Origin of the sequence: Nesterenkonia sp. PF2B19 (assembly GCF_001758425.2) — a bacterium.
In the GTDB taxonomy this organism is placed as follows: domain Bacteria; phylum Actinomycetota; class Actinomycetes; order Actinomycetales; family Micrococcaceae; genus Nesterenkonia; species Nesterenkonia aethiopica.
This window is the reverse complement of sequence record NZ_MDSS02000040.1, coordinates 24,471-30,647: the sequence shown is the minus strand read 5'-3', so window position 1 is coordinate 30,647 and position 6,177 is coordinate 24,471. Positions and strand designations below refer to the sequence as shown.

Annotated in this window: 4 protein-coding genes and 1 pseudogene; all 5 read left to right on the top strand. The window is 70.8% G+C overall.

What is annotated here, in order from left to right; translation table 11 throughout:
* The first annotated feature begins 90 nt into the window (after positions 1–90).
* The 5 genes and pseudogenes from BCY76_RS12020 to BCY76_RS12000 all read left to right on the top strand — a co-directional run bounded on the left by BCY76_RS12020 (position 91) and on the right by BCY76_RS12000 (position 6,154).
* Complete coding sequence (locus tag BCY76_RS12020; protein ID WP_083277463.1) at positions 91–1,200, top strand: aliphatic sulfonate ABC transporter substrate-binding protein; 1,110 nt, start codon at positions 91–93, stop codon at positions 1,198–1,200.
* Positions 1,200–2,111, top strand: a complete 912-nt coding sequence (locus BCY76_RS12015; protein WP_085437738.1) for an ABC transporter permease — start codon at positions 1,200–1,202, stop codon at positions 2,109–2,111. The genes BCY76_RS12020 and BCY76_RS12015 overlap by 1 nt, the downstream gene beginning before the upstream one ends.
* A pseudogene (gene acs / locus BCY76_RS12010) lies at positions 2,102–4,176 on the top strand (acetate--CoA ligase). The gene BCY76_RS12015 and the pseudogene acs overlap by 10 nt, the downstream one beginning before the upstream one ends.
* 95 nt (positions 4,177–4,271) lie before the next feature.
* A complete protein-coding gene (locus BCY76_RS12005; RefSeq protein WP_085437739.1) occupies positions 4,272–5,612 on the top strand; it encodes an O-acetylhomoserine aminocarboxypropyltransferase/cysteine synthase family protein in 1,341 nt (446 codons plus the stop codon).
* Entirely contained in the window at positions 5,612–6,154 is a 543-nt protein-coding gene (locus BCY76_RS12000; RefSeq protein ID WP_083277462.1) for a CoA-binding protein, read from the top strand. The genes BCY76_RS12005 and BCY76_RS12000 overlap by 1 nt, the downstream gene beginning before the upstream one ends.
* The last annotated feature ends 23 nt before the right edge of the window (positions 6,155–6,177 follow it).

Sequence of the window (6,177 nt, the reverse complement as noted above, 5' to 3'; positions counted from 1 at the left end):
GGCGCTCCCGGCCTCCGCTCGGCGCGGCCGGGCGGAGCCCGAGCTCGACCGGGGCGGCTCCCACCCACGCACGAAAGGTCCCTTCACGACATGCCCAGTCAGACCGACACCTCCTTCTCCCCTGCCCGCTTCCCGCGGCCGCGGTTCCGACGCGCCGCCTCCGCGACGATCGCCGGCGCGGCCGTCGCTCTGCTGGCGACCGGATGCGTGGAGGGCGAGGGATCCGGCGGCACCGCCGAGGGCGAACTGGACACGCTCACCCTCGACTTCGCCACCTACAACCCACTCAGCCTGGTGATCATGGAGCACGGCTGGCTCGAAGAGGAGCTCTCCGAGGCCGGCACCGAGGTGGAATGGATCCAGTCCCACGGCTCCAACGACGCCAATGAGAAGCTGCGTGCCGAGGCCATCGACGTCGGATCCACGGCCGGCTCCGCCGCCCTGCTGGCGCGCGCCAACGGCGCCCCGCAGCAGATCATCCTCATCGAGAACCAGCCGGAGTGGGCCGCCCTGGTCACCTCGCCGGACTCGGGGATCACCGACGTCGGCGACCTCGAGGGCGTCTCCGTGGCCGCCACGCTGGGCACCGACCCGTACTTCTTCCTGGTGCAGTCCCTGCACGAGGCCGGCCTGGAGGTGGGCGATGTGGAGGTGCAGAACCTGCAGCACGCGGACGGCCGCAGCGCGCTGGCCAACGGCGACGTCGACGCCTGGGCCGGACTGGACCCGATCATGGCGGGAGCCGAGGCCGACGGCGAGACGCTGTTCTACCGGAACGTGGACTTCAACACCTACAGCGTGATCAACGCGACCGAGTCGTTCATCGAGGACCACCCCGACGTCGCCCAGACCGTGGTGGACGTCTATGAGCAGGCCCGCGAATGGGCTCAGGAGAACCCCGAGGAGACAGCCGAGATCCTGGCCGAGCACAGCAACATCGACCTGGAGGTCGCCCAGACGGTGATCCGGGAGCGGTCGAACTTCGACGTCGACCCGGTCCCCGGCGCCGCCCAGCGTGAGGTGCTGCAGGAGGTCGGTCCGATCTTCCTCGACACCGGCGACGTCTCCAGCCAGGACAGCATCGACGAGGCGCTCGAGACGCTGTTCCACCCGGAGTTCGCGGAGAACCGGCAGGCCACCGACGCCGAGGGCTCTGAGGACGAGGCCACGATCGTCGAGGACGACGAGGATGATCAGTGATGAGCCAGACGCTGCCTGACGGCGCTCGGACCCGGGACGAGGAGGGCCGCCACCAGAGCGCGGAGCCCGCACGGGTGCTGGGCGACCGTGACTCAGCCGCACCCCGGCCGGTGACCGGCCCGGACAGTCCGGACGCTGGAGTGCCTGCTCGTGTACGTCGCATCCCCGGCGGTCGGGTCCTCATCGGAGCGATCGTGCCGCTGGTCCTGCTGGCCCTCTGGTACGGCGTCACCGCGGCCGGCGTCTTCTCCCCGGTGCAGCTGCCGACTCCGCAGTCGGTGCTGGCCGCCGGGGTGGAGCTGTTCGAGCGCGGGGAGCTCTATCAGCACATCGCCATCTCCGTGCAGCGGGTGCTGCTGGGCTTCGCCGTGGGCGCGGGCCTGGGCCTGGCGCTGGGCTCGGTGCTGGGGCTCTCCAAGGTCGCCGACTCCCTGCTGCACCCCACCATCGGGGCCTTCCGGGCCGTGCCGTCCCTGGCGTGGGTGCCGCTGCTCATCCTGTGGATGGGCATCTATGAGGACTCCAAGGTCACGCTCATCGCCATCGGTGCGTTCTTCCCCGTCTTCACCGCCGTGCACTCCGCGCTGCGGCACGTGGATCCACAGCTGGTGGAGGCCGGCCGCGCGTTCGGGTACCACGGGCTGCGCCTGCTGGTCACCGTGCAGCTGCCCGCCGTGGTGCCCAGCGTGTTCTCCGGGCTGCGCCTCGCGCTCGCCCAGGCCTGGCTGTTCCTGGTGGCCGCGGAGCTGATCGCCTCCTCCATGGGGCTGGGCTTCCTGCTGACCGACTCCCAGAACAACGGGCGCACCGACCGTCTGCTGCTGGCCATCATCCTGCTGGCGATCCTGGGCAAGATCACCGACGCGCTGCTGGGCGTCGTGGAGAGGAAGGCGCTGAAGACATGGGCGTGACGCCGGCGTCAGACATCGATCGGGCGACTCTGCAGCACCCGCTGACCGCGGACGTCCACTCCTGGGCGGACCCGGTCACCGAACAGGAGCGCCTGGCCTTCTGGGACCAGGCGGCGTCCCTGCTGGACTGGGAGACCCCCTGGCACACCACCCACCGGTGGACAGATCCGGACCCGCGCACCCGCCGCGGCCCGGACATCCGCTGGTTCGACGGCGGCACGCTCAACCCCGGAGTCAACTGCGTGGACCGCCATGTGGCCGCCGGGCGCGGTGACGTCGTCGCCCTCCATTTCGAAGGCGAGCCCGGGGACCGGCAGGACGTCACCTACGCGCAGCTGCAGGACAAGGTCAATCAGGCAGCCAACGCCCTGACCGCCCTGGGGGTGGGCCGTGGGGACCGGGTGGTGATCTACCTGCCGGTGCTGGTGGAGACGGTGGTGATCACCCTGGCCTGCGCCCGCATCGGGGCGGTGCACTCGCTGGTCTTCGGCGGATTCTCCGCCGAGGCGCTGCGCTTCCGCGTGGAGGACACCGGGGCGGCGCTGCTGGTCACCACCGACGGCCAGTTCCGCCGAGGGCAGGCTGTGCCGGTGAAGGAGAACGCCGACGCCGCCGTGGAGGGCCTCTCCGTGGCCGAGGGCGGCAGCCTGCGCCATGTGCTGGTCATCCGCCGCACCGGCTCGGAGATCCCCTGGACCGCCGAGGACCTCGCCGGGGACGGTCTGGGCCGAGACGTCTGGTGGCATGACGTCGTGGAGTCCGCCTCCGCCGAGCACACCGCGGAAGCCTTCGACGCCGAGCAGGACCTGTTCATCATGTACACCTCCGGCACCACCGGCAAGCCCAAGGGGCTGGTGCACACCACCGGCGGGTATCTCACCGGGGCGCTGTTCACCTATCTGCGGCTCTTCGCCCACCCGGATCCATCCCGCCGAACGCAGGACGTCCACTGGTGCACCGCGGACCTGGCCTGGGTCACCGCCCACACCTATGAGATCTATGGGCCGCTCGCCGCCGGCGCCACGCAGGTGATCTACGAGGGCACGCCGAACACCCCGCATCCCGGGCGACACTTCGAGATCATCCAGCGCCACGGCGTGACCACCTACTACACGGCCCCCACCCTGGTGCGGTCCCTGATGGGCTGGTTCCCCGACGGCGTCCCTGACCACTACGACCTCTCCTCCCTGCGCCTGCTGGGCACCGTGGGCGAGGCGGTCAACCCGGAGGCCTGGACCTGGCTGCGCAGCCAGCTCGGCCGGGACACCCGCGACGACCACGGCGCCCCGGCCATCCCCATGGTGGACACCTGGTGGCAGTCCGAATCCGGCTCCACCGTGCTGACCCCGCGCCCGGAGGACACCGGCCTGAAGCCCGGCTGCGCCACCCGCGCCATGCCGGGCGTGGCGGTGGACGTCGTCGACGACGCCGGCGCACCGGTCCCGGCCGAGACGCAGGGCAGCATCGTGCTCACCCACACCGGCCCCTCCATGGCCCGCACCGTCTGGGGCGACCCGGAGCGGTACTACACCTCCTATTGGCAGAAGTACGCGGACCAGGCTGGTTCCTGGCCGGGGACGGCGCCAAACGCGACGCCGACGGCGACCTGTGGATCCTGGGGCGGATCGACGACGTCATCAACATCTCCGGGCACCGGCTCTCCACCATCGAGATCGAGTCGGCGCTGGTCTCCCACCCGGACGTGGTGGAGGCCGGGGTGTGTCCCGTGCCGGACGCCACCACCGGGCTCGGCGCCGTCGCGTTCACCGAGCTGACCGCCGCGGCCCGCGAGCGGCTGAACGGGGCGCTCACGGCCGGCGACAGCGAGGCGGAGGCGCGGCTGCTGGCCGAGCTGCGGTCCCACGTCGGCTCCGTGATCGGCCCGGTGGCCAAGCCGCGCACCGTCATCCCGGTGCCGGAGGTGCCCAAGACCCGTTCCGGGAAGATCATGCGCCGGCTGCTCACCCAGCTGCACGAGGACGACACCCTCGGCGACACCACGAGCCTGCAGAACGAACACTGCGTGCCGCAGATCGCTCAGATCTGCCGAGAACGCGTCGGCTGAGCCCGCCGCGCGCCGAGACCACCCGGCCCGTGCAGACCACCACCCAGACCACACAGACCACCACCCAGACCCCCGCCACCGACTCAGGAGCATCCATGAGTGATCGACAGTTCGGATTCCGCACCAGAGCCCTGCATGCCGGGGCCGTGCCGGATGCCGTCTACGGCACCCGCGCGGTGCCGATCCACCAGTCCACGTCCTTCGTGTTCAAGGACACCGACGACGCCGCGAACCTGTTCGCGCTGCAGAAGTTCGGCAACATCTACTCGCGCATCGGCAACCCCACGGTGGCCGCGCTGGAGGAGCGCCTCGCCTCGCTGGAGGGCGGCATCGGAGCCGTGGCCACGGCCTCCGGCATGAGCGCGGAGTTCCTCGTCTTCGCGGCCCTGTGCGGCCAGGGGGACCACATCGTGGCCTCCTCGAAGCTCTACGGGGGCACCATCACCCAGCTGGACGTCTCCCTGCGCCGCTTCGGGATCGAGACCACCTTCGTGGACTCGGACGAAGCGGAGGACTTCAAGGCCGCGCTGCAGGAGAACACCAAGCTGATCTTCACCGAGGTCGTGACCAACCCCAGCAGCGACGTCGTGGACCTGCCCGGACTGGCCGGGGTGGCCCACGAGCACGGCATCCCGCTGGTGGTGGACTCCACGCTGACCACCCCCTACCTGCTGCGCCCCATCGAGCACGGCGCAGACATCGTCACCCACTCGGTGACGAAGTTCCTCGGCGGCCACGGCACCACGCTGGGCGGCGTGATCGTGGAGTCCGGCACCTTCCCGTGGAACAACGGCAAGTTCCCGCAGATGACCGAGCCGGTGGAGTCCTACGGCGGGCTCTCCTGGTGGGGCAACTTCGCGGAGTACGGGTTCCTCACCAAGATCCGTGCCGAGCAGCTGCGCGACTTCGGGCCGTCGCTGACCCCGCAGGCCGCCTTCCAGCTGATCCAGGGGGTGGAGACCCTGCCGCAGCGCATGGAGGAGCACACCGCCAACGCGCAGAAGGTCGCCGAATGGCTGGAGGCCGATGAGCGCGTGGAGTACGTCAACCACTCGGGTCTCCCCTCCCATCCGCACCATGAGCGGGCCAAGGACCTGCTGCCGCTGGGCACCAGCTCGGTGTTCAGCTTCGGCGTGCGCGGCGGCCGGGAGACCGGGGCCCGGTTCATCGAGGAGCTGCAGCTGGCCAGCCACCTGGCCAATGTGGGCGACGCCCGCACCCTGGTGCTGCACCCGGCCTCGACCACCCACCAGCAGCTCACCCAGGACCAGCTGACGGCCGCCGGCATCCCGGAGGACCTGATCCGCATCTCGGTGGGCCTGGAGGACGTCGAGGACATCATCTGGGATCTGGACCAGGCGTTGGATCGCGCCCTGGCCGCTCAGCAGGAGGCGCCCGCCGTCGTCGGCGCCGCACAGAACGGAGGCGAGGCCTGATGACCAGCGCACCCCAGACCGCCGGCCCGGCGGAGACCGTGACCGCGGAGCACCCGCACGGGACCTGGCAGGAGCCGGACGCCGCGCGCCGGCTGCAGCTGCTGCGCTCGGCGAAGTCCGTGGCGATCGTGGGCATGAGCGACAAGCCGGCCCGCGCCAGCTACTTCGTGGCCACCTATCTGACCTCCGACTCCAGCTACCGGCTCTACTACGTCAATCCGCGGATCAGCGAGGTCCTGGGCGAGCCCGGCTACGCCTCCCTGCAGGACCTGCCCGAGGCGCCGGACATCGTGGTGGCGTTCCGCCGGCCGGATGACCTCCCCGCCCTGGCGGAGGAGGCCGCGGAGGTCGGCGCGAAGACCCTGTGGGTGCAGCTGGGCATCCACTCCGAGGAGGCCATGCAGCGCGCCACCGACCTCGGCCTCAACGCCGTGCAGAACCGATGCATCAAGATCGAGCACGGCCGGTTCCACGGCAACCTGCACCTGGGCGGCTTCGACACCGGGGTGATCAGCGCCAAGCGCCAGCAGCTGGACGCCTGAGGCGCACGGCGCCTCCGCGCCGT

Coding starts and splice junctions, on each gene's coding strand:
- BCY76_RS12020 (WP_083277463.1), top strand. CDS start 91: ATGCCCAGTCAGACCGACACCTCCTTCTCCCCTGCCCGCTTCCCGCGG.
- BCY76_RS12015 (WP_085437738.1), top strand. CDS start 1,200: ATGAGCCAGACGCTGCCTGACGGCGCTCGGACCCGGGACGAGGAGGGC.
- BCY76_RS12005 (WP_085437739.1), top strand. CDS start 4,272: ATGAGTGATCGACAGTTCGGATTCCGCACCAGAGCCCTGCATGCCGGG.
- BCY76_RS12000 (WP_083277462.1), top strand. CDS start 5,612: ATGACCAGCGCACCCCAGACCGCCGGCCCGGCGGAGACCGTGACCGCG.